Annotated in this window: 17 protein-coding genes; 14 read left to right on the top strand and 3 right to left on the bottom strand. The window is 60.2% G+C overall.

The features are described 5' to 3' along the window. Positions 1 to 23 precede the first annotated feature (23 nt). Both ACYQ54_RS08505 and ACYQ54_RS08500 read right to left on the bottom strand, forming a co-directional pair. Positions 24 to 2,429: a circularly permuted type 2 ATP-grasp protein gene (locus ACYQ54_RS08505; protein ID WP_460081099.1), complete on the bottom strand. Its 2,406-nt coding sequence runs from the start codon at positions 2,427 to 2,429 to the stop codon at positions 24 to 26. Positions 2,430 to 2,462: 33 nt separating this feature from the next. Further along, positions 2,463 to 5,795 (bottom strand): transglutaminase family protein, encoded by a 3,333-nt coding sequence (locus ACYQ54_RS08500; protein ID WP_460081096.1) that lies wholly within the window; start codon positions 5,793 to 5,795, stop codon positions 2,463 to 2,465. Positions 5,796 to 6,431: 636 nt separating this feature from the next. On the opposite strand from ACYQ54_RS08500, the gene ACYQ54_RS08495 reads away from it, so the two are divergent. From ACYQ54_RS08495 to ACYQ54_RS08485, 3 genes are all read left to right on the top strand, one after another. Beyond that, positions 6,432 to 7,520 carry an ABC transporter substrate-binding protein gene (locus tag ACYQ54_RS08495; protein WP_460081095.1) on the top strand — a complete coding sequence of 363 codons (1,089 nt, stop codon included), beginning with the start codon at positions 6,432 to 6,434 and terminating at the stop codon, positions 7,518 to 7,520. Positions 7,521 to 7,655: 135 nt separating this feature from the next. Then, on the top strand, positions 7,656 to 8,510 hold the full coding sequence (gene kynA / locus ACYQ54_RS08490; RefSeq protein ID WP_460081093.1) for a tryptophan 2,3-dioxygenase: 855 nt from the start codon (positions 7,656 to 7,658) through the stop codon (positions 8,508 to 8,510). Between the two features lie 122 nt (positions 8,511 to 8,632). Beyond that, positions 8,633 to 9,769 (top strand): ABC transporter substrate-binding protein, encoded by a 1,137-nt coding sequence (locus tag ACYQ54_RS08485; RefSeq protein WP_460081091.1) that lies wholly within the window; start codon positions 8,633 to 8,635, stop codon positions 9,767 to 9,769. Positions 9,770 to 10,167: 398 nt separating this feature from the next. Here the strand turns inward: ACYQ54_RS08485 and ACYQ54_RS08480 are convergent, their stop codons facing one another. Then, positions 10,168 to 11,226 carry an NAD-dependent epimerase/dehydratase family protein gene (locus ACYQ54_RS08480; RefSeq protein WP_460081089.1) on the bottom strand — a complete coding sequence of 353 codons (1,059 nt, stop codon included), beginning with the start codon at positions 11,224 to 11,226 and terminating at the stop codon, positions 10,168 to 10,170. A gap of 583 nt (positions 11,227 to 11,809) precedes the next feature. On the opposite strand from ACYQ54_RS08480, the gene ACYQ54_RS08475 reads away from it, so the two are divergent. From ACYQ54_RS08475 to ACYQ54_RS08425, 11 genes are all read left to right on the top strand, one after another. Then, the gene (locus ACYQ54_RS08475) at positions 11,810 to 13,549 is read left to right on the top strand and encodes an ABC transporter substrate-binding protein (protein ID WP_460081088.1); all 1,740 of its coding nucleotides are present in this window, start codon (positions 11,810 to 11,812) and stop codon (positions 13,547 to 13,549) included. Between the two features lie 176 nt (positions 13,550 to 13,725). Beyond that, positions 13,726 to 14,790 (top strand): ABC transporter ATP-binding protein, encoded by a 1,065-nt coding sequence (locus tag ACYQ54_RS08470; protein WP_460081086.1) that lies wholly within the window; start codon positions 13,726 to 13,728, stop codon positions 14,788 to 14,790. Positions 14,791 to 14,802: 12 nt separating this feature from the next. Next, positions 14,803 to 15,894 (top strand): ABC transporter ATP-binding protein, encoded by a 1,092-nt coding sequence (locus tag ACYQ54_RS08465; RefSeq protein WP_460081084.1) that lies wholly within the window; start codon positions 14,803 to 14,805, stop codon positions 15,892 to 15,894. Further along, the gene (locus ACYQ54_RS08460; protein ID WP_460081083.1) at positions 15,891 to 16,757 is read left to right on the top strand and encodes a carbohydrate ABC transporter permease; all 867 of its coding nucleotides are present in this window, start codon (positions 15,891 to 15,893) and stop codon (positions 16,755 to 16,757) included. Before ACYQ54_RS08465 ends, ACYQ54_RS08460 begins: the two co-directional genes overlap by 4 nt. 11 nt (positions 16,758 to 16,768) lie before the next feature. Then, on the top strand, positions 16,769 to 17,566 hold the full coding sequence (locus ACYQ54_RS08455) for a carbohydrate ABC transporter permease (RefSeq protein ID WP_460081081.1): 798 nt from the start codon (positions 16,769 to 16,771) through the stop codon (positions 17,564 to 17,566). Beyond that, positions 17,563 to 17,844: a DUF2160 domain-containing protein gene (locus tag ACYQ54_RS08450; protein WP_023003070.1), complete on the top strand. Its 282-nt coding sequence runs from the start codon at positions 17,563 to 17,565 to the stop codon at positions 17,842 to 17,844. Before ACYQ54_RS08455 ends, ACYQ54_RS08450 begins: the two co-directional genes overlap by 4 nt. Before the next feature lie 168 nt (positions 17,845 to 18,012). After that, positions 18,013 to 18,408: a BlaI/MecI/CopY family transcriptional regulator gene (locus tag ACYQ54_RS08445; RefSeq protein ID WP_460081079.1), complete on the top strand. Its 396-nt coding sequence runs from the start codon at positions 18,013 to 18,015 to the stop codon at positions 18,406 to 18,408. Beyond that, entirely contained in the window at positions 18,395 to 19,582 is a 1,188-nt protein-coding gene (locus ACYQ54_RS08440; RefSeq protein ID WP_460081076.1) for a M56 family metallopeptidase, read from the top strand. The genes ACYQ54_RS08445 and ACYQ54_RS08440 overlap by 14 nt, the downstream gene beginning before the upstream one ends. 514 nt (positions 19,583 to 20,096) lie before the next feature. Then, entirely contained in the window at positions 20,097 to 21,977 is a 1,881-nt protein-coding gene (locus tag ACYQ54_RS08435; RefSeq protein WP_460081073.1) for an NAD(P)H-dependent oxidoreductase subunit E, read from the top strand. Beyond that, entirely contained in the window at positions 21,974 to 22,702 is a 729-nt protein-coding gene (locus ACYQ54_RS08430; protein ID WP_460081071.1) for a 2Fe-2S iron-sulfur cluster-binding protein, read from the top strand. The genes ACYQ54_RS08435 and ACYQ54_RS08430 overlap by 4 nt, the downstream gene beginning before the upstream one ends. Continuing rightward, positions 22,699 to 23,268, top strand: a complete 570-nt coding sequence (locus ACYQ54_RS08425) for an NADH-quinone oxidoreductase subunit B family protein (RefSeq protein WP_460081068.1) — start codon at positions 22,699 to 22,701, stop codon at positions 23,266 to 23,268. Before ACYQ54_RS08430 ends, ACYQ54_RS08425 begins: the two co-directional genes overlap by 4 nt. The last annotated feature ends 3 nt before the right edge of the window (positions 23,269 to 23,271 follow it).

Below are 23,271 nucleotides of genomic sequence, written 5' to 3'. Positions count from 1 at the left end.
TGTCGGGTGCAAGTGACCGGGTGTTACCGGATATAGGCATCGGTCAGCTCCACGGAGAGATAGGCGATCTGGTCCCTGAGGTCGGCGAGGGTGTCCGGGGTCAGGGTCTCCGGGGTCGCAATTGCCAGAAGGGTGTGAATCTGCAGGACGGAGCGGGCAAGTTCCGACAGGTGCCCGTTTTCCGTGGCATTCGGCAGGACACCGATATGGTCTTTCATGTCGGTGAGCTGATAGAGCACCGCACGCGGGTTCTTGGTGTCCATCGCCAGCAGGTCCAGCACGGTGGCGTGGCTGAGAGAAACCGCATAACGCCGGCTCATGGACATGGCGCTGTCGCCAACTTCCAGCAGCAGTTCAAGAGAACCCTCGGGAGCATCTTCTGCGGTAAAGACCGACAGAAGATCGGCCATCCGGTGGGCACGTTCCAACGCGCGGCCGATCGACAGGAAACGCCAGCCGATGAAGCGGTACATGTTTTCGTGCACGAGGCCCGAAAAGCCGGTGATCTTGCGCAAGAGAAGGCCCATGGCCCTCGTCACGTCGGCATTGCCGCGCATGGTGCGCTTGGCGCCGTTCGCAGCCTGGGCAAGGTCGTTCAGCGCCAGCCAGCCGTCGACGGAGAACCTGTCGCGCACCTTTGCGGCGCTGGCGACGGCCGATTGCAGCATGTCGCCCAGGCCGTCGGGGATCGGTTCGACCGGTGCCATGCCGATCTTGTCGAGATATTCCGCCGTCAGTGCCACAAGTGGGGCTTCCGGATCGGCCGTCTCCATCAGCCGGGCGTGATAGGCTCTCAGCAGCCTTACGGCCCCTTCGGCCCGCTCCACATACCGGCCAAGCCAGAAGAGGTTGTCGGCCGCGCGTGAGGGCAGGGAACCGGTCTGCGATTTGAAGAACGGCGATTCCGTCTGGTGCAGCAGGGTTTCCTTATGCGGCTTCTGGCCGCCGACAATCCACACATCGGCGGCGGACCCACCCGACTGCATGGCAATCGCACTTGCGTCTTCCGTCTGCCCGATCCGGGCAAACCCGCCCGACATGACTTCCCAGCCATTGGCAGTGCGGGCCAGAAACACCCGGAGGCTCATTGGCCGGGGAACCAGAAGACCGTTGTCATAGGCAGGCGTTGTCGACAGGGTGACGGCTTCCTGTCCGACCAGCTTGTCGCTCTTGCTGTCGATCCAGGTTTCCAGGATACCCTTGTGGAACTTGTCGAAATCCTTGCCGATAAAATCGGTATGGGAGGACGTGAAGGGAAGGGCTGTCGACAGCGCGGGGCTGAACATTATGCTTTCGGCATGTTCCTTCACGTAGGCCTTCGTCCTGTCTTCGCCGCACCACCAGGTCGCGACATTCGGCAGCTTCAACGGTTCGCCCAGCAGATGTTCGCTGATGCGCGGCAGGAAGGCCAGCAGGGCCCGCGTTTCCAGAATGCCGGTGCCGAGTGCGTTGATCATGGTCACGGCACCGCTGCGCACGGCCTGCACGAGGCCCGGAGTACCAATATGAGAGGTTTCGTTCAGTTCAACCGGATCGGCCCACGCAGCATCAAGGCGGCGCCAGAGAACGCTGACGGGTCTCAGGCCGGCGACCGTGCGGACCATCAGCTTGCCGTTCTCGACCGTCAGATCCTCGCCTTCCAGCAGCATGAAACCGAGGTAGCGGGCGATATAGGCATGCTCGAAATAGGTATCGTTCAACGGTCCCGGCGTCAGGATGGAAACGCGGCTTTCGGTTTCTCCGCGCAGTTCGACGAGATGATCGCGAAACCGGCGGAAAAACCCCGCCAGCCGGTGAACGTTGGCACGGGCAAAGAACTCGTTGAAGACACGTCCGGTGGCCACCCGGTTTTCCAGCGCGAAACCGGCGCCGGACGGCGCCTGCGCCCTATCGGACAGGACCCACCAGGTTCCGTCCGGCCCGCGGCCGATCTCAAAGGCCAGGAAATGCAGGAAATGTCCGGACTTCGGCTTGATGCCCACGAGCGGACGCTGCCATTCCGGGCTTTGCGCAATCAGGCTCGCAGGCAGGTAGCCGTTCGTCACCAGCCGGTTGTCGCCATAAAGGTCGGCGACCACCTGTTCCAGGAGTTCGGCGCGCTGCGTCAGACCGTCGGCAATCACCTGCCAGTCTTCCTGGCTGATGATCACCGGAATATGGCTCAGCGGCCATTCCCGCTCATTGGCACCGTCCTGCCCGTATTGACGGAAATAGACACCGGCGTCGTTCAGATACTGGTTGCCGCGCGCGAAGCGTTCGGTGATTTCCTCGGGCGTCAGTGCGCCCAGGTGATCAAGAAATGGCCGCCAGACAGGCCTTACCCGCCCGTCGGGGAAAAGCAGCTCGTCCGAAACATCCGGAAAGGGACGATAGGCCTTCAAAAGGTCATAGCGAAGCGCTCCGGGTTCTGCGTTTTCGTCCAAGCTCATGCATCGTTTCCAATCGGCGGGGCTGCCGGTTCATCAGACATTCTGCGGTCTGCGCAGGTCCAACGTCAACGGAAACTCCGGATGCGGCCGCTCCAGTCCCGGAAGATAGAGCCCAGGCGTATGACCATGAGGCTCGAACCGGGCCAGGCGGCGCGCCTCCGCCTCGTTGCCGTTGACGGGGAACGTGTCATAGTTCCGTCCGCCCGGATGGGCAACATGATAGACGCAGCCGCCCAGGGCCCGGCCGCTCCAGCGGTCGAAAATATCGAAGGTCAGCGGGGCGTCGACCGGATGCACGGGGTGCAGCGCCATGGCCGGTTGCCAGGCCTTGTAACGGACACCTGCGACCGAAACGCCATTGGTCTCCGTCTTTCTGAGCGGCAGCGTGCGCTGGTTGCAGGTGACGGCATAGCGGTCAGGATCGCTGGTGGTAAGCTTGACCTGCAGACGTTCTGTGGAGCTGTCCGTATAGCGTACGGTGCCGCCGATGGCTCCGGTTTCACCCAGCACGTGCCAGGGTTCCAGCGCCTGACGCAATTCCAGGTGGACGCCGTCGACCTCGAGCTCTCCGCAGAAGGGGAAGCGGAACTCGGCCTGGGCTTCGAACCAGTCCGGCCGCATCGCAAATCCGTGATGCTCCAGATCGCCCAGAACATCGAGGAAATCCGTCCACACGTAATGTGGCAGCATGAAACGGTCATGCAGAGCCGTACCCCATCGGGTCAGATTTCCGGACAGCGGCTGCTGCCACAGACGGGCAATGAGGGCCCTCAGCAACAATTGCTGGGCAAGGCTCATGCGCGGGTCGGGCGGCATCTCGAAGCCGCGAAATTCGACCAGACCCAGCCGGCCCGTGGGGCCGTCGGGCGAATAGAGCTTGTCGATGCAGATTTCCGCCCGGTGGGTGTTGCCGGTGACATCCACCAGGAGGTTGCGCAGCAGACGGTCGACCAGCCAGGGGAATGGGGTCGGGCCTTCATGGGGACGGCTGATCTGCGACAGGGCGACTTCGAGCTCGTAGAGGCCGTCGTGGCGGGCTTCGTCCACACGCGGGGCCTGCGAAGTCGGGCCGATGAACAGGCCCGAGAACAGGTAGGACAGGCTGGGATGGCGCTGCCAGTGAAGGATCAGGCTGCGCAGCAGGTCCGGCCGGCGCAGGAAAGGGCTGTCGAGCGGTGTCGCTCCGCCGACCACCACATGGTTGCCGCCGCCGGTGCCGGTGTGCTTGCCGTCGATCATGAACTTGTCGGCGCCGAGCCGTGTCTGCCGGGCATCCTCGTAGACACCTTCGGTGATGGCAACGCATTCCTGCCAGTTCGAGGCCGGGTGGATGTTGACCTCAATAACACCCGGATCCGGAGCGACACGGATGACATTCATGCGTGGATCGGTCGGAGGCGGGTACCCTTCGATATGGACCGGCAGGTTCAGATCGGCCGCAGCGGCCTCCGCCACAGACACCAGCTCCAGATAGTCTTCGATGCGTTCGACCGGCGGCATGAACACGCACAGACGGCCGTCGCGCGCTTCAATCGACAAGGCTGTCCTGACGGCGGAATCGCCAATTTCTGCATCCGGCAGGCTTTGTTCACGCCTGTCCTGCTGGGTGTCGCCCGCAGTGAAGCGTGCAATGCCCTGAGTGCGATCCGCACGCGGGCCTGCGGGGAATTCCGGCAAGGGATCCCGCGGGACGGTCGGGTCGGCGATGTTGGTATAGGGATATTGCGCCGGCGGGACATGAGGCAGCGATTCCAGCGGCAAACGGTAACCGACCGGGCTGTCTCCGGGAACCAGGAACAGGGCGTTGCGGCGCAACTTCCAGTGCTCGGACCGCCAGCGATGGCCGCCGGCTTTAGACTGCCAGCGCTGGATCGGCAGCACGTGGCCGGCCGGTGCGGTCAGGCCTCTGTCGAAGACGCGCGCAATGCGATGCCGAGCTTCGGCATCCTCAAGCATGGAATTATTCGGCGTGACGTTTTCCGGCAGGTTGGCTTCCTTCACCATCCAGACCGCCGGGTCCTCATAGGCAGGCACGACGTAGTCCGGGTCGATTTCCAGCTTTGTCGCGATCTCCTGCAGCAGGGCTTCGGCCTGTTCGGTGCTCGCTCCTGTCTCGTGGCCTTCTTCGGCGATCAAAGCCGGATCGTTCCAGATAGGTTTGTCGTCGCGGCGCCAATAGAGCGAGAATGTCCATCGGGGCAGGGTCTCGCCCGGATACCACTTGCCCTGGCCGTAGTGCAGAAAACCGCCCGGTGCAAAACGCTCGCGCAAGCGGCGGATCAGTGTGTCCGCCTTCTGGCGTTTGGTGGGGCCGACGGCGTCAGTGTTCCATTCGTCGGATTCGAAATCGTCGATTGAGACGAACGTCGGCTCGCCCCCCATGGTCAGCCGGACATCCTCTTGCGTCAGGATTCGGTCGACCTTGGCTCCGAGCTGATTGAGCGCCGACCAGGCGTCATCGGAGAAAGGCTTGGTGATACGCGGGTGTTCGGCAACGCGGGAGACCTTCATGTCGAAGGCAAAGTCGACCTCCGCCTTGCTCGCCATGCCGACAATCGGCGCCGCGTTGACGTAATGAGGTGTTGCAGCCAGTGGAATGTGGCTTTCCCCCGCCAGCAGCCCGGACGTGGGGTCCAGCCCGATCCAACCGGCGCCGGGCAGGTAAACCTCGGCCCAGGCGTGCAGATCGGTGAAGTCGTGGTCGGTGCCGGAAGGGCCATCGAGCGCTTCCAGATCCGGTTTCAGCTGGATGAGGTAGCCGGAAACAAACCTGGCGGCAAAACCGAGATGACGCAGAGCCTGCACCAGCAGCCAGGTTGAATCGCGGCAGGAGCCGGTGCCTTTTTCGAACGTTTCTTCCGGCGTCTGGACCCCGGGTTCCATCCGGATGACATAGTTGACGGTCTGGGAAACTTTGGCATTCAGGCCGACGATAAAGTCGACGGTCCTCTGGCGATCCTTCGGCACCGTTTCCAGGAATGCGGTCAGGTGCGGGCCGGTCGGGTCGAGCTTCCGGTAGATCTGGAGATCTTCGCGAAGTTCCGGCGGATAGTCGAAGGGCCATTCCTCGGCGCTTTCCTCGATGAAGAAATCGAAGGGATTGTAGACCGCCATGTCTGCGACCAGGTCCACCTCGATTTTGAACTCGCGCACGGGCTCGGGAAACACAAAGCGGGACAGCCAGTTGCCGTAGGGATCCTGCTGGTGATTGACGAAGTGCCCTTCTGGCGAAACCTTCAGCGAGTGAGACAGGACACGGGTGCGGCTGTGTGGGGCTGGCCGCAAGCGGATGATCTGCGGGCTCAAGGTAACAGGACGGTCGTAGCGGTAATGGGTCAGGTGATAAATGCTTGCACGAATTGACATTTTCAGGGCCCCGGTATGTGTCCGTTTCAAAGCGCGGATTTCAGGTTTTCACAAAATCAACCGTATAACCACGTCTTTCTGTAGGCAGTTTTGCCTTGCAAAGTGGCTGGAGCGTCTTCCGGCAGCATGTGCAGGACCGGGAACCGGTCGAAATGTCTGGCAGTACGTCAGGTTTTGTTAAACACGATGTAATCCTCCCGGTGGAGCCGGTTCCGGAGCTGCCTTTTCTCGTGGTAATTTTGCTTTGATTAAGAAAATCGGATCAATGTGCCCGCATCCAGTAAATGGCTTGCAGGCAGATGTTCGGTCGCGACCCGGTTCCCGGCAGGACAGTGTCAGGGAGCCGTTGCTGGCAATCCATGGTTTAGCGCGACTAAAATGTGCGTAAGCGGATGCCGCGTCTGCAGAAAATTTGTGTGGTGGCTAATATCATGCCGGAGCTTCTCCTGCCTGCTTCAGGCAGCGGGAAAGCTCCCAAGCTCAGGTCCTGTTCGGATTTCGAACATTCCTTCTGCGCCAGGGTGCCAGCGTCAGGGTGCCAGAACCAGGAGGAATGTGCGTGATCCGATCCGGCAACGGTTCTTGCGGACAGGGCAGCAAGGACGGGCAGGGAAGGTTGAAGTGCGAAGGATAATGATGTTCGTCAGACTGCTGTGCATGGTTTGGTTCTGGGTCGTGGCCGGTGTTGTCCAGGCGGCCGACTTTCGCGTGACCTTCATCAATCCGGGTGGGGAAACCGGGTTCTGGGGCGACGTGTCCAGAACCATGGTGGCGGCGGCGGTGGATCTGAACGTCGAACTGGAAATTCTTCATGCCAACCGGCGTCCCTACGGCATGGAAGAGCTGCTCAGCCGCCGGCTGGAACAGGGGGAGCTGCCCGACTATTTCATCCTGGTCAACGAGAACCAGGCCGCGGCCCGGCTGATGCAACTGATGGAAGGCAAGTCGAGCAAGGTTCTATTTCTGCTCAACAAGCTGACACCAAAACAGCGGGTGGATCTGGAGCGCCGGAACATCAGTCTGCAGGGCATTGTTGCCTCGATCGTTCCGGATAACGAGACCGCTGGGTACGAGATGGCACAGTCGTTGTTCGCCGAAGCGCGACGGCGCAATCCGGACGCGCAGGAGATCCGGCTGCTTTCGCTGACGGGCGACACCAGCACCCCTGCCGGACTGCAGCGGGAACTCGGCATGTTGCGGGCCGTTGCCGATAACGGTGATGTCAAGCTGGTTCATGCCATTCCGGTCGACTGGAGCGAGGAAACCGCGTTCGCACGCACCCGGAGTGTTTTGAACCGGACACGGATCGACGTGGTCTGGGGAGCGAACGACGATATCGCTTTCGGCGCACAGCGGGCGGCGGTCGAGGCAGGGCTGAACATCGGCACGGATATCTTGTTCGCGGGGCTCAACTGGTCAAACCGCGGCATGAACGCGGTGCGTTCCAGTGAGCTGACCATGACCCACGGCGGGCATTTTTTCGCAGGCGCCTGGGCAGTCGTGATGCTGAGGGATCATTTCTTCAGGAGCGTTCAAGGCGAAGTCTTTGTCGATGTCGTGTTCAAGATGTCGCCGATTACCGCTGAGAACGTGGAGCTTTATCTCAGCAGGCTGGGTGACGAGAACTGGGACAAGATCAACTTCGCGCGTTTCTGCAAATCGTCTACCAACCGCAGCCACTACGATTTTTCCTCCGCTGCCATTCTGGAAGCGGCCGGCAGTTGACCACCACGCCGGATGGATGGGGCGGCTCTCGTCCGTAATCTCGTAACGCTTTGAAATCTCTCCTATCCAAGTCCGTTGTCCGGACGCTATAGATGCCGTGGAAGGACCGTTTGAAGAGTCCAGCGGGAGAGAGCCATGAGCGATGAAGTCGAACCGGGCAAAGCCTACAATCCCGAAACGGAAGGCGCTGAAATGCGCTTTGCCGACAAGATGTCCTATGGCGATTATCTTGGGTTGCCGCGGATACTGAGTGCACAGGCGCCCTTGTCGGATGCGCCTGACGAGCTGCTTTTCATCATTCAGCACCAGACGTCTGAATTGTGGATGAAGCTCATGCTGCATGAGCTGAACGCGGCTCGCGATGCGATTGCCGAAGATCACATGCCGCAAGCGATGAAGCTCCTTGCTCGCGTCAGCCGTATCATGGAGCAGCTTAATTCCGCCTGGGATGTGCTGCGGACAATGACACCCAGCGATTACACCCAGTTCCGGGATGCGCTGGGCATGTCCTCCGGCTTCCAGTCACTGCAGTACCGGTTGATCGAATACGCGCTGGGCAACCGGAACACGGCGATGATCAGACCGCATGAACACGATCCGGAAGGCGTCACCCTGCTGAACGCGGAACTGGCACGTCTGAGCCTTTACCAGGTCGTGCTTGCCTTTGCCCGCCGGCAGGGGCTCGACGTGCCGGACGACACCATCGCGGCCCCTTCATCTGCACCGCACCGTGAAGTTCCCGAGATCATGGCGCTCTGGCAGAAGGTTTATCGGGATCCCTCCGCCCACTGGGCGCTTTACGAGGTTGGCGAGAAACTGGTCGATCTGGAAGATTATTTCCGCCGTTGGCGGTTCAACCATGTCACCACCGTGGAACGGGTCATCGGCTTCAAGCGCGGGACAGGAGGGACTGGCGGCGTCAGCTATCTGAAGCGCATGCTGGAAGTCGAACTTTTCCCTGAACTCTGGCATGTGCGAACTGCTCTTTGACTGGATCGGCGAGCCGTCGCTCTTCGACGAAATGCATGTTTGCCATCGGCGTTTGTGCCGATAGAGTGAGGTTTCAAGAGCTCCGCAAGCGGGCTCAAGGGATTGAAGAGAGGGGATTTCCTATGTTGAAACAATTTGCTGCGGCTGCCAGCCTGGTGGCCATCCTGGCAGGCGCTGCCCAGGCCGAACCGGTCAAGGTCGGCATGATCACCACGCTGTCCGGCGGTGGCGCGGGACTTGGCATCGATGCGCGCGACGGGTTCATGCTGGCGGTCAAGCAGGCCGGCAACAAGGACCTGGAAGTGATCGTCGAGGATGACCAGCGCAAGCCGGACGTTGCCGTGCAGCTTGCCGACAAGATGATCCAGTCCGACAAGGTTGATGTTCTGACGGGCATTATCTGGTCGAACCTGGCCATGGCCGTCGTGCCGTCGGTAACCGCCCAGGGCAAGTTCTACCTGTCGCCGAATGCGGGTCCATCCGCGCTGGCCGGCAAGGGGTGCCATCCGAACTATTTCAGCGTCGCCTATCAGAATGACAACTTGCACGAGGCCGCCGGCGCCTATGCCAAGGAAGCTGGTTTCAAGAAGAGCTTTATCCTGGCGCCGAACTATCCGGCCGGCAAGGATTCGCTCACCGGCTACAAGCGCTACTACGGCGGTGAACTGGCGGGTGAGATCTACACCAAGCTTGGCCAGACGGACTATGCGGCCGAGTTGGCCCAGATCCGCGCATCGGGCGCCGACAGCGTCTTCTTCTTCCTGCCCGGCGGCATGGGCATTTCCTTCCTGAAGCAATATGCCGACAGCGGCATCGGGCTTCCGGTCGTCGGTCCGGCTTTCTCCTTCGACCAGGGCATCCTGCAGGCGGTCGGTGATGCGGCGCTGGGTGTGAAGAACACCAGCCAGTGGAGCAAGGACATCGACAATGATGCCAACAAGGCCTTTGTCGAAAGCTTCCAGGCCGAATATGGCCGCCTGCCGTCGCTCTATGCGGCTCAGGGTTTCGACACGGCCAACCTGTTGCTGTCGGCCATGGCCAAGGCGGATGTGACGGACGCTGACGCATTCCGGGCAGCCCTTGAAGCAGCAGACTTCCCGTCCGTGCGCGGCAAGTTCAGCTTCGGCCCGAACCATCACCCGATCCAGGACATTTATGTCCGTGAGGTGATCAAGGAAGGTGACGTCTATACCAACAAGATCGTCGGAACGGCCCTCACCGATCACGGCGATGCCTATTCAGACGAGTGCAAGATGTAAGACCCACTTCGGGTTTTTCTCATCAGGAAAGGCGCGGCTTCCGGCTGCGCCTTTTCTTTTTGAAATCCTGAGGTTCCCCAGTCCCGGTTCTCGCGTCGCCGGGATCAAGGTGGTTGGGCTCAATTGCCTTTGCTGGCGAAATTACACCTCACCTGACTTCGATCTTTTCAGGGCTTGCCCCAGGCAAACCACACCTTGACCATGCCAGCCGGGGCTGCGGTCTGGCCCAAGGGCAACGGCATGGATCCCATGGTCTAGCCATGGGATGACTGGGAACGAGTCGGAAAACGGAGGACATGGTCACGGCGATGCTTTACCCAACTTCCGTCATTGCAGGGCTTGACCCTGCAATCCATACCGTGACCTCAGCGAACGGAGAGGGCGTGATCTGAAGCGAGCTACTTTCCGAAGGCCCCGGCGTCGATCATCTGCTGGAACATCTCTTCCATGGAGACTTTCATCGGCCGGTAGGTAACACCCAGGGCGCGCTTGCTCTTGGAATTGTCCGCTCTCCATTTCACATCGACATTGTTGGTTACGAATTTCCGCGAAATGCCGCCGGCAATCGGCCCGGCCAGCCAGACGATCCATTTCGGCAGGGACTGGCGCGGGAGCGGGTAGCGGTCGCCGTATTTCTCAACCAGCACCTTGCATAGCTCCAGAATGTTGGTGTTGTGGCCGGAGACGATGTGCCGGCCTTTCGCGTCTTCCCTGAAGCCTGCCTCCATATGGGCCTTGGCAAGATCGCGGACATCCACGACACCCAGGCCGAGTTTTGGTGCTCCCCGCTTCATTGTGCCGTCGCCCATCTGGCGGATGATGTTGAAGCTTTCCGACGTCGGCCGTGGGTTCAGGGCCGGGCCGATCACCAGCGACGGATTGACGGTGACCAGTTTGAATTGATCCTGCGCCTCGGTAATCTTCCACGCTTCCTGTTCCGCGAGTGTCTTGGAATAGCTGTAGGGCTGATAGTCGAGGGAGGCGGTGGTGTTCCAGACTTCTTCAGTCAGCTTGCCGCCGGGGGCTTTCGAACAATCGATTGCATCAGTGTAGATAGCGGCGCAGGAACTGGTGACGACAACGCGTTTGACACTTGGTGTCCGAGCCGCGGTTTCCAGTACGTTCCGTGTGCCCTTCACAGCCGGATCGATCAGTTCCCGTTGCGGGTCCCTGACGGTCGTGGTGAAAGGCGAAGCCGTGTGGAACACAACGGAACAGCCTGCGATTGCCTCGGCATAGGAGCCGTCCTCCAGGAGATCGGCCCTGAACAGGCGAAGCGTTCCTGGCGAGTTCTCGGCAATATCCTGAAGATGTCCGGTTTTCTTCCGCCGCTCCGGATCGCGGACGGCAGCATGCACGGTGAGGCCGGCATCGAGCAATTCCTTCACCAGCCAGCCGGCGACATACCCCGTGGCTCCCGTCACCAGGACAGGTGCATCGGTCGGAAAAGTGGTCATCGGATTTTGTTGTCCTTCCGTTGAAGGTTTGGCCAGAGCAAGACAATCGTCTGTCCTTTGACATAGCCGCTCAAACGGTTGCGTCAACGCAGGTCTTCTTTTGCCCTGCGCCTATCCGAGACCGTCGGCCGGACGATGCACGGGGATGCGGGACGCGCGCCGCGGGTGTGGCGTCTGACTTCCCGGTTAGAGCCGGCATGAGCACACAGGGACTGTATCGCGGCTGTGTCACGACTGTGCTGCAGTGCAAAATCTGTATTCGATTTTCGTTTTGCGATGCAAAACGAACCTCAATAGAAGTATGACTTAGAAAAATATGAAAGACTCGAAACCCGATTTCGTGCTACAGGTGATGTCAAATTTGTGCCACACTATGGGCACTGATTGACAGGTGACCGGGTTTCCGGATCGAGTTCTGGTCTTGCTTACGTTCTCGAAAAGCCTTTAAAAACATATATTTGCCGCTCATTGGAGTAGGCTTTTCTATCTACTAAAAATTTAGTTTGACAACATGGCGATGCTGTGACCATCTATTCGTAGCCGGTTAATGACGGCGTTTAATATCTCACGGGAGGAGATGCAGATGCGTAAGTATCTACTCACCGCAGTCGCAGCTGGTGCTGTGCTTGCGGGGGCAGGGTCCGCTTTTGCCGATGAAGCAGCGGCGCAAAAGTGGATCGACCAGGAATTCCAGCCATCCGCTCTGTCAAAAGACGAGCAGCTTGCAGAAATGCAGTGGTTCATCAATGCGGCCGAGCCGTTCAAGGGCATGGAAATCAACGTCCTGTCCGAAGGCATTCCGACCCACTCTTACGAGTCGGAAGTTCTGACCAAGGCCTTTGAAGAAATCACCGGTATCAAGGTCAATCACCAGATCCTCGGCGAAGGGGAAGTGGTGCAGGCCGTGCAGACCCAGATGCAGACCGGCCGGAACCTCTATGACGCCTATGTCAACGATTCCGACCTGATCGGCACCCATTCCCGTTTGCAGCTGGCCTACAACCTGACCGACTGGATGAACGGCGACGCCAAGGATGTCACCAACCCTGGTCTCGACCTGGACGACTTCATGGGCACCCAGTTCACGACCGGCCCGGACGGCGACCTCTATCAGTTGCCCGACCAGCAGTTCGCGAACCTCTACTGGTTCCGCAAGGACTGGTTTGACCGCGAAGACTTGAAGAAGGCCTTCAAGGACAAATACGGCTATGAACTCGGCGTGCCGGTGAACTGGTCCGCATATGAGGATATTGCGGAGTTCTTCACCAAGGACGTCAAGGAAGTCGACGGCGTTCAGATCTACGGTCACATGGACTACGGCAAGCGCGCACCGGATCTCGGCTGGCGCATGACCGATGCCTGGCTGTCCATGGCGGGCGCAGGTGACAAGGGTGAGCCGAACGGCGTACCGGTTGACGAGTGGGGCATCCGCATGGAAGCCGGCACCTGTAATCCGGTTGGCGCTTCGGTTTCCCGTGGCGGTGCAGCAAACGGCCCGGCGGCTGTCTATGCAATCCGCAAGTGGGACGAATGGCTGCGCAACTATGCGCCTCCGGGCGCCGCAAGCTTCGACTTCTACCAGTCCCTGCCGGCTCTGAGCCAGGGCAACGTTGCCCAGCAGATCTTCTGGTACACCGCGTTCACCGCGGACATGGTGAAGCCGAAGTCGGAAGGCAACAACACGGTTGACGACGAAGGTACGCCGCTGTGGCGCATGGCACCGAGCCCCCATGGTCCTTACTGGGAAGAAGGCCAGAAGGTCGGCTACCAGGACGTGGGTTCCTGGACCATCCTGAACTCCACTCCGGTGGACCGTGCAAAGGCCGCATGGCTCTATGCCCAGTTCGTTGTCTCCAAGACGGTTGACGTGAAGAAGAGCCATGTCGGTCTCACCTTCATCCGCGACAGTACCGTCCGCCACGAGTCCTTTACCGAGCGTTCTCCGAAGCTTGGCGGCCTGGTCGAGTTCTACCGCTCGCCTGACCGTGTTGCCTGGTCCCCGACCGGTGTCAACGTTCCGGACTATCCGAAGCTGGCCCAGATCTGGTGGCAGCAGATCGGTGACGTGAACTCCGGCGCCTTCACGCCGCAGGAAGCGATGGACCGTCTGGCCGAGGAAATGGACATCGTCATGGCCCGCATGCAGCAGGCTGACGAACGCGCCAACGTCTACGGCGGTTGCGGTCCGCGTCTGAACGAGGAATCGGATCCGCAGGAATGGCTGGACAAGCCGGGCGCTCCGAAAGCCAAGCTCGAAAACGAGAAGCCGCAGGGCCAGACCGTGAACTACGACGAGCTGGTCGCACGCTGGGCTGAAAAGTAACCCCAGGCGTCAACGTGCAGGGGCGTCGTGTCTGCCAGACAGCACACGATGCCCGGGCACCCATCACCTACGAAACCGGACCGGGGTCTTTCCCCGGTCCACCACCGATCCGAAGCGACAGGGCGCGAAATCGATGTTTCGCCACTTGCACCTGTCCGGACGCGGGCGAAAAATAAATGTCTCTAGAACTTAAGAACGTCAGCAAGCGCGTTGCAGGCATCACCCATGTCAAGGAAACGAGCCTGACGCTGCATCCCGGTCACTTCAACGTTCTGCTTGGGGAAACCGGCTCGGGCAAGACCTCGCTGATCAAGCTGATGGCTGGCCTCGACAGCCTGGCCACCGGGCAGATCGTACTCAATGGCAAGGACGTGTCGCGCCTGTCTGCGCAAAAGCGCAACATCAGCCTGGTGCATCAGTTTTTCGTCAACTACCCGCACATGTCTGTCTTCGACAATATCGCCTCACCGCTGAAAGTCGCCGGTGTCGCAAGGTCGGAGATCGAAGGGCGGGTGGAAGAAGCGGCAAGGCTCATGAAGCTGAACCCGTATCTCAACCGGAAACCGCACGAATTGTCCGGTGGTCAGCAGCAGCGCACGGCGCTGGCACGGGCCATCGTCAAGGAAAGCGATGCGGTGTTTCTCGACGAGCCGCTCGCCAACCTCGACTACAAGCTGCGCGAGGAACTGCGCGATCAGCTTCCCGAGCTCTTCGCAGGCCGCGGTGCGGTCGTGGTCTATGCGACCTCCGAGCCCGAGGAAGCCCTGCTTCTGGGCGGGAACACGGCCCTTATGACCGATGGCAATGTGGTTCAGTTCGGCCCGACCGCCGATATCTATCGCAAGCCGAAGGACCTGGATGCCGCCAAGGTGTTTTCGAACCCGCCGATCAATATCGCTCCGGTCACCAAGCAGGGTGATACGGTGATCCTGAACGAGGGTACACGCTGGCAGGTGACAGGCGCGGCGTCGGGGCTGAGCGATGGCACTTACACCCTTGCGATCCGGCCCAACCATGTCATGCCGGTCGAAAGCGCGCATCACACGGTGAAGCTTGACGGCCGCGTTCTGGTGACGGAACTCAGCGGATCGGAAAGCAGCGCCCATTTCGACATGGACGGCAATGCCTGGGTCTCGCTGTCACCCGGTGTTCATCCCTATTCCGTCGGCGAGGTCCACACGTTCTATCTGGATCCGAGCCATTGTTTCTTCTTTGCGCCTGACGGCCAGTTGGCTGCCTGAGGAGAGGACATCATGGCACAAATCAAACTCTCCAATCTGCGCCACAGCTACCAGCCCGATCCGGCCAGCGACGCAGATTACGCCCTGAAGAAGATCGACCTGACCTGGGATGACGGCGGCGCCTACGCTCTGCTTGGCCCTTCGGGTTGCGGCAAGTCCACTCTGCTGAACATCATCTCCGGCCTGCTGGTTCCTTCGGAAGGCAAGATCCTGTTCAACGATCAGGATGTCACGTCCCTGCCTCCGGCAAAGCGCAACATCGCGCAGGTGTTTCAGTTTCCGGTCATCTACGACACGATGACCGTCTACGACAATCTGGCCTTTCCGCTGAGAAATCGGGGTCGCGACGAGGACACGGTCAAGCGCCGGGTCGCCGCGATCGCCGAAATGCTGGAAGTCACCGACATGCTGAAGGTCCGTGCGGCAAACCTTTCGCCGGACAACAAGCAGAAGATCTCCATGGGGCGCGGCCTCATCCGCGAGGATGTCAACGTGGTCATGTTCGATGAGCCGCTGACAGTGATCGATCCGCATCTGAAATGGAAACTGCGATCCAAGCTGAAAGAGCTGCATCAAAGGGTCAGGGCAACCATGATCTATGTGACGCACGACCAGACCGAAGCGCTTACGTTTGCCGACCAGGTCGTGGTGATGCAGGACGGCGAAGTGGTGCAGATCGGAACACCCGTGGACCTGTTCGAACGGCCGGCCCACACCTTCGTCGGGCACTTCATCGGGTCTCCGGGCATGAATGTTCTTCCCTGCGACGTTCAGAACGGAGCAGCCTTCTTCCGCGGTGAAAAGGTCGACCTTGAGGGCCCCGTGACGGGTGCCGGCGACGGCTCGGCGGAGATCGGCATCCGGCCGGAATTCGTCAAGATGTCCGCCGACGGCACGGGCATTGCGGCAAAGGTCCGCAAGGTCGCCGATATCGGCCGCCACAAGGTGGTCGAGGCGATCGCTCATGACATGCGCATCAACGCCATTCTGGAGGGCGAAGCGCCCAATGCCGGAGACGACGTGATGCTCGACTTCAAACAATCCCAGACGCGTCTCTACAAGGACGGCTGGCTGGCGAGCCAGCCCGAGGGAGGGGCCCGATGAAAACGCAAAACCAACGCGCCTGGTTCTTCGTAACCCCGGTGCTTCTTCTCGTCGCCTTCAACGCGCTCATCCCGATGATGACCGTGGTGAACTATTCCGTCCAGGAGACCTTCGGTGACAACCTGTTCTTCTGGCAGGGTCTCGACTGGTTCGAGCAGGTGCTTCGCTCGGAGCGTTTCCACAACGCGCTCGGCCGGCAGTTCCTGTTCACCTTCCTGATCCTGATCATCGAGGTGCCGCTTGGTGTCGCGATTGCGCTGTCCATGCCCAAGAAGGGTTTCTGGGTACCGTTCTGCCTCGTCACCATGGCTCTGCCGATGCTGATTCCGTGGAACGTGGTCGGCGCCATGTGGAACATCTTCACCCTGCCGGATATCGGCCTGCTCGGTTACTTCCTGAACCACACCCTGGGTATTTCCTATGACATGACCCAGAACCCGTTGGCTGCCTGGGTGACGATTATCGTCATGGACGTCTGGCACTGGACCTCGCTGGTCGTGCTGCTGGCCTATGCCGGTCTGGTCTCGATCCCGAACGCCTACTACCAGGCGGCCGAAATCGACGGAGCGTCCCGTTGGGCGGTGTTCCGCTTCATCCAGCTGCCGAAGATGAAAACGGTGCTGACCATTGCCGTGCTGCTGCGCTTCATGGACAGCTTCAACATCTACACCGAGCCTTTCGTGCTGACGGGCGGCGGTCCGGGCAACTCCACCACACTGCTCTCGATCGACCTTGTGAAGATCGCTCTTGGTCAGTTCGACCTTGGACCGGCAGCCGCCATGTCCCTCATCTACTTCGCCATCACGTTGTTCGCCTCCTGGCTGTTCTACACGCTGATGACGATGAACGATAACAAGTCCTGAGGAGAACCGTCATGCGCCTGAAAAGCCTGGTTCCCGTGATCTACATCCTCTTCCTGATGTTGCCGATCTACTGGCTCGTCGCGATGAGCTTCAAGACCACCAACGAGATCCTGTCGGGGTTCACCCTGTTCCCGCAAAGCTGGACCTTTGCGAACTACATCGAGATCTTCACAGATCCAACCTGGTACTGGGGGTACATCAACTCGATCATCTATGTGACCATCAATACGGTCATTTCGATCACCGTCGCGCTGCCTGCAGCCTATGCGTTCTCCCGCTATTCCTTCGTGGGCGACAAGCACCTGTTCTTCTGGCTGCTGACCAACCGCATGGCGCCGGCCGCCGTCTTCGCGCTGCCGTTCTTCCAGCTCTATTCGGCCGTCGGCCTGTTCGACACGCATCTTGCCGTTGCACTGGCACACTGCCTGTTCAACGTGCCGCTGGCGGTCTGGATCCTGGAAGGTTTCATGAGCGGGGTGCCAAAGGAACTGGATGAAACCGCCTATGTGGACGGCTATTCCTTCCCGCGCTTCTTCATGACGATCTTCCTGCCGGCCATCAAGTCCGGCGTCGGAGTGGCGGCCTTCTTCTGCTTCATGTTCTCCTGGGTGGAAATGCTGCTGTCCAAGACACTCACCGCCGTCGAGGCGAAACCCATTGCCGCCGTGATGACCCGAACCGCTTCCTCCGCCGGTTACGAACTGGGTCTGCTGGCGGCAGCCGGGACCCTGACCATCATTCCCGGCGCCATCGTCATCTATTTTGTCCGTAACTACATTGCCAAGGGCTTTGCCCTGGGGAGGGTATGATGCTCGGTTGGATGGCCTGGACCTTGCCGACGGCTCTGCTGTTCGTCGGTATCTTTTCCGCAATCGGGGTGCTGACCGCCCTGGAAGTGAAATTTCCCGGCGGCGCAGCCCGCCGGGGCGTCCTGGGACTGGAAACGACCCGCGGCGACCGCCTCTTCATCACCCTGCTGGGGACGGCCTATATCTTTCTGGCCTGGCTCGGTCTGGTGGGCAACCCGCTCTGGTGGCCGCTGGCCCTGAGCATCGGTTGGGGTGTCTTCTGCTTCTGGAAGGTTTGACGAGAAAAGAGCGCGCGGAAATTCCGCGCGCTTTGTCCTTCCGGACACTTGCGCAAAGGAAGCAGAACCGAACCCCTTCGACGACTAAAGACATAGTAATTTCCGATATTCTGGTGCATGAATAGATGTTGTAAGCCACATCCATTCCGCAATCGGCGCAGGACTGTAATGAGAAAGCGTAAAAGCAACGAGTTTTTGACCGAAGTCGAACTGGAGTTCATGACTGAACTCTGGAAACTCGGCGAAGGCTCCGTGCGGGACATCCTTGCATGTCTGCAGCCGGAGAGAAAACTCGCCTATACGTCCTGTGCCACCATCATGCGGATCCTGGATGAAAAAGGCTTCGTGGACAGCCGCAAAGAAGGCAAGACATTCATCTATACCCCTCGGCTGACCAGGGATACCTACCAGTCCCGATCTCTCCGAAACCTGTCAGAAAAACTGTTCGATGGCACGCCGGCGTCGCTCGTGGCCCGGCTTGTCGATGAATACGAACTAACGGGAGACGATCTGGAGGAAATCAGAGCGTTGCTGGGCAGGAGGAGGACAGATGACGCTACTTAACCAGATTTTCGATATTTATATCGATCTGAACATCACACTGGCCATCACCGCTATGGTGTGGCTAAGCGCCAAACTTCTGCTGGCCCGGTCCGGCAAACGGGTCGACTTTTCCGTTCAGCTTGGGCTGCTGAACGGCTTGTTCGCCCTGATCCTGCTAACGCCCTTCGCCGTCATGGGCTATCAGCACATGCTGTCGGCGGAGGTGGTGCCCCAGACCCTGTCTGTCAATCTGGCTGACTATGCCGTGTCGCAGTATCTGCGTGGTGGCATTGCCATCTCGGCGGAGGACTTTCAGTCCCTGCTCGGGCTGCGGGCACAATTGAGCGAGAAAATCCTGACCCTGTCGCCGGGCCTCGGTGCCGGCATTGCCTTCGCCTTTCTGGCGGGGTTCGGCTATTTCGCCTTGAAGCTTTTCGTCAGTTTCGTCCGCTTGTACCGGGTACTGTCCACCTGTCACGAGTGGCGGAGCAACGGACGTGTGCAACTGCTGCTCTCGGATCGGGCCATGGTGCCGTTTTCCGCACGTGGCCTGATGCGCCATTATGTGGTCATCCCGTCCGACCTGCTGGCCGAACCCGAAGACCTGAAGCTGGTTCTCAAGCACGAATTCCAGCATCTGCGCCAGGGCGACGTCACCTGGGAAATCGGGCTGGAACTGTTGCGGCCTTTGTTCTTCTGGAACCCGTTCTTCTACATGTGGAAGTCTGAGGTCGAGCGTCTGCGTGAACTCGCCTGCGATCAGAAGGTCGCCGAAAATGCCCACGTTGATCTCAGGTCCTATTGCATGTGCCTGTTGCGGGCCGCCCAGGCAGGGCTCCGCAAACGCCAGGACAAGGAAGCCCGCAAAAGGTCCGTCGGTATCGCCGCCGTCGCGCTGCTTGAAGTGCAGGACCGGCTGTTGCGCCGCTCTCCTGCGCAGAAGCTGCGCCGTCGGGTAGAGGCCCTGCTGGAAACCAACCGGGTTCGCCCTCATTGGGGTGTGACCTGTCTGGCGGTGCTGCCCATGGTGGCGGTGGTGTTTCTGTCGGCCTTGTCGATCCAGAAACCGGCCGACTGGAGCCAGGACCGGCTGATGCTGTCTGCCATCATCAACCTGGAACGGCTTGAGAGCAGAAACGGCTCGAGCGGGCAGTTGCAAGCCTATAACACCTTCGCGCAGCGCCCACTGCGCTAAGTGATCCAGGTCTGCTCCGGGCCGCCTGTGCCGTCCGGAGCGGGTAATAGCCTTTACGCACCTAGCCTTGTGTGAATGTGCAAGCGCGCGCTTGTGGCTGAAGCCGCTTGAGCAATCGGCGCTTCCCATCCCGGTGCCTTCAAAACATCCGACAGCAAAAGTTCTGTCCTTCACGTAATCGCTGGAGGCAAGCCTGCAGGAGTCCGGAACGGCGAGTCCAAGATCGCGAGTTCGGGTTCGCATGCGACTGCCGGTTTGTGACGGCACACGCTGCCCCGATTTTATGCAGGTTGATCTTCCTCAAAGACGGTTCCCTGCAAGTCTGGAAGCGTGAGCCCGCCAGGAAATTTCACACACCTGTTGCGGACGATCGTCATCATGTGCTGCAATCCGGTTTGACTTCAAATCGATTTAAGGACCGTGCGCAACACCGAGCCGTCGTTTCCGGATGGAACGGTTCAACTTCTGTGCTCATTCGGGTGCAGTCTGCTTTGGGTATCAGGAGGGAGGGGCCATGGACAACGGGCACAAGACCGGAAACGGGGTCTCGACGGCCATCTGCGGAACCGCGCCTGTACCTGCTGAAGAAATCGGCGCCATCTGCGCGCAATTCGGCAACGACAAGCATCGCATGCTCGACATTCTGCGGGAGGTGCAGGATCGCTACCGCTGCATCGCCCCGGCGACCATGGACCATATTGCGGCTGCCACCGGCCTCACCCGGATCGAGGTGGAAGGCGTTGCCAGTTTCTATTCCTTTCTGTCATTGACGCCGAAAGGCAGGATCACCATCCGGCTGTGCGACGATATCGTCGATCGTTTTTCCGGTCTGTCAGATGTTGCCTGCGCATTTGAGGACGTGCTTGGGCTGAAGGTCGGCGAGACCGGCAATGACGGCGTTTTTTCGCTGGAATACACCCCCTGTATCGGCATGTGCGATCAGGCTCCGGCCGCGATGGTCAACGACATCGTCCTGACGAAGCTGACGCCGGAGACAGCGCGCAGCGCCGCGGAAGCGCTGAAGGCGGGCCGACGCCCGGAGCAATTGATCAGCGAGCGGTTCGAGGCGCTGACACCGTCTGAACGCGCCTTGCATATGGTCGACAACAACATCCGCCACGCGGGCGAAGTGTTGCTCGGTCCGGTGCCGGAAGATGCCGGGCTTGCCAAGGCGGCCACCATTACCCCGACGCAGATCATTTCGGCCATCGAGGAAAGCGGGCTGCGCGGCTGTGGCGGCGCGGGCTTTACCACCGGCCGGAAATGGCGTTTTGCCGCCAGCGAGCGCGCTGAAAAGCACTTCGTCATCTGCAATGCCGATGAAGGCGAACCGGGTACATTCAAGGACCGTGTCCTCTTGACCGAACGGCCGCATCTGCTGATCGAAGGCATGACGATTGCAGCCAGGGCCGTCGGTGCGCGCGAGGGCATCCTCTATCTGCGCGGCGAATATGTCTATCTGCGCGAGCTCCTGCTTCAGGTGCTGGAAGAGCGCCGCCGGCGGGGCCTGCTCGGCAAGGACATTCTTGGCGTGAAAGGGTTTGATTTCGACGTCCGCTTGCAGCTTGGTGCTGGCGCCTATATCTGCGGCGAGGAAGGTGCGCTCATCAGCTCCTGCGAGGGCCTGCCCGGCGAACCCAAGACACGGCCGCCGTTTCCGGTCAATCGCGGGTACCTAGGCTATCCGACGGTGGTCAACAACGTGGAGACCTTTTGTCATGCCGCGCGCATTCTCGACAGGGGGGCGGCCTGGTTCAATGCGATGGGCCTGGAAGGGTCGCACGGCACCAAGCTGTTCTCCGTCTGTGGCGATTGCCTGAACCCGGGCATCTATGAACTGCCTTACGGGCACACGGTCTGGGAACTGCTTGCGATGGTCGGCGGCGAGGATGCCGCGGCGGTGCAGGTCGGCGGCCCGAGCGGCACGATGATTGCCCGCGACAGCTTTCATCGCAAACTGACCTTCGACGACCTTGCGACCGGCGGAGCGATCATCGTCTTCAACGGCGACCGCAACGTTCTGGAGATCGTCGAATACTACATGTCCTTCTTCGTGCATGAGAGCTGTGGTTATTGCACGCCCTGCCGGGTCGGCAATGTCTTCCTGCAGAAAGCGATCCAGAAGTTCCGCAAGGGTCTCGCGAACCCGGAGGACATCGACTACCTCAAGGACCTTTCCGGAACGATCATCGAGACCAGCCGCTGCGGCCTCGGCATGACGTCGCCCAATCCGGTCCTCACCACCTTGAAGAATTTTCCGCTGGTCTATTCGGCGGTGATCAAGCCGAGCAAGGACGGCATTCGCGACACGTTCGACATCCAGTCGGCCATCGACGGTGCACGCAAGATCGCCAAGCGCCGCTCCTATATCTTCGACAAGGATTTCACCCAATGAGCGGCACGAAGAAAGAGACCGGCTTTTCCTTCACCATCGACGGGGTGGAGATTGCCGCTTATGCGGGCCAGACCATCATGGAAGCCGCCGACGAAGCCGGGGTCTATATTCCGCGCCTGTGTGACCACGAAGGCCTGCGCCACCAGGGCAGTTGCCGGGTCTGTACGGTGAAGGCTGGCGGACGCAGCGTGGCGGCCTGCACACAGCCGGCGGCACCCGGCCAGGCGGTGGAGAACGAGACCCCGCATCTTACAAAGATGCGCCGGGACCTGGTGGAAATGCTGTTTCACGAGGGAAATCATCTCTGCCCAATCTGTGAAGCCAGCGGCAATTGCGAGCTACAGGCGATGGCCTACCGGCTGGACATGACGGAAGCCACCAGGTTTCCCTATCTGGAACCGTGCCGGGCGCTGGATGCGTCCCATCCGGACATCGCACTCGATACCAACCGCTGCATTTCATGCGGTCGCTGCATCCGAGCCTCCCAGGATGTCGATGGCAAGGGCGTGTTCGGCTATGTCGGCCGCGGGATTCACCGGCGTGTGGCGGTCAACGGCGAGAACCTTGCCGACACGGATGCGCAGGTGACCGATCATGCGATCTCGTCCGAGGTCTGCCCGGTCGGCTGCATCATCCGCAAGCGCGTCGGCTTTGCCGTTCCCATCGGCGAACGGGAATTCGATCATGGCTTGATCGGTCACGACATCGAGGAGAAGCGCAAATGAGCGACCTGCCCAAGGCCCGGATCGCGACCGCTTCCCTTGCCGGCTGTTTCGGTTGCCACATGGCGATCCTGGATATCGACGAACGTCTGATCGAACTGATGCAACTGGTCGATGTCGACCGTTCGCCGCTCACCGACAAGAAGCGGTTCACCCAGCGCTGTGACATCGGCATCATCGAGGGCGGCTGCTGCAACGAGGAGAACGTGCATGTGCTGCATGATTTCCGCCGCAACTGCGATGTGCTGGTCGCGCTCGGTCAATGCGCGATCATGGGCGGCCTGCCGGCGATGCGCAACGCGATCATGCATTCCGACGCGCCGCTGCGGGAATGCCTGGACGAGGCCTATATCACCGGCAAATACATCCGCAACACCACCCACAACGTGCCCAACGATCCGGCCCTGCCGCTGTTGCTGGACGAGGTCTACCCCTGTTCCCAGGTGGTCGAGATCGACTACCAGATCCCGGGTTGTGCACCGAGTGGGGACATCATCTTCGACACGCTTTCCAAGCTGTTGACCGGCAAGTTCCGGGGCTTCGAGCGTGACATGATCAAGTTCGACTGAGGG

It is taken from the genome of Roseibium sp. LAB1 (genome assembly GCF_054658235.1).
This window is presented reverse-complemented; position numbering and strand designations above follow the sequence as displayed.